At 40.1% G+C, this 1,139-nt stretch carries 1 protein-coding gene; it reads left to right on the forward strand.

What is annotated here, in order from left to right:
* Positions 1–128 precede the first annotated feature (128 nt).
* A complete protein-coding gene (locus GMD4S_RS09175) occupies positions 129–1,004 on the forward strand; it encodes an RluA family pseudouridine synthase (protein WP_001160826.1) in 876 nt (291 codons plus the stop codon).
* Positions 1,005–1,139 lie beyond the last annotated feature (135 nt).

Genomic DNA, 1,139 nt, shown 5'->3' on the forward strand with positions numbered 1-1,139 from the left:
AAAGAGAGAAAGAAACTTCTCAAATAATTTATCTAATTTCATGCGTTTATTTTATCATCTTCACCATAGGAACTCAAGAATTTAGCTATTCCCTATCCAAATAGGGCTTTTTTTGTTACAATATCTGTATGCAATTCACATTTACATTACCCGAATCCTTGCCTCAAATGACGGTCAAACAATTCCTAGAGGAACAACTCCTCATCCCTAGAAAGATCCGCCATTTCTTGAGAACAAAAAAGAACATCTTAATTAACCACAAAGAAGTTCACTGGAACGAGATGGTCAAACCAGGAGACGTTTGCCAGTTGACTTTTGACGAGGAAGATTATCCCAAAAAAGAAATCCTTTGGGGAAATCCAGACCTCGTTCAAGAGGTTTATCAAGACCAACATCTCATTATCGTTAACAAGCCAGAGGGAATGAAAACTCATGGAAATCAACCTGATGAAATTGCCCTTCTCAACCATGTCTCTGCCTACATTGGTCAAACCTGCTATGTCGTTCATCGCCTGGATATGGAAACAAGCGGTTTAGTGCTTTTTGCTAAAAATCCTTTTATCCTACCCATTCTCAATCGTTTGTTGGAGAAGAAGGAAATTGCTCGCGAGTACTGGGCACTCGTAAAGGGGCAAGTGGGGAACAAAGAACTTATCTTCCGAGATAAAATTGGTCGTGATCGACACGATCGCAGAAAACGAGTGGTAGATCCCAAAAAGGGGCAACATGCCGAAACCCAGGTAAGCCGACTAAAGCAATTTCCAAATCAGACTACCCTTGTCCGTTGCAAACTAAAGACCGGTCGAACGCATCAAATCCGTGTTCACCTTTCTCACCATAAGCACCCTATCCTAGGCGATCCTCTCTATAATAGTAAATCAAAGACAAATCGGCTTATGCTCCACGCCTTTCGACTTTCCTTTACCCATCCACTCACCTTAGAACAATTGAGTTTTACTGCCCTCTCGGATACTTTCGAAACAGAATTAAAACAAAATGGATGACACTATCATCCATTTTGTTTTATCTAAAAATAGAAAAAGCAAGACCGGAAGGCCTTGCTTTTATCGACTCAAGAATTATTTAGCGATTTTTGCAAAGTATTCAAGAGTACGTACAAGTTGTGCAGTGTATGACAT

The organism is Streptococcus sp. GMD4S (assembly GCF_000296955.1).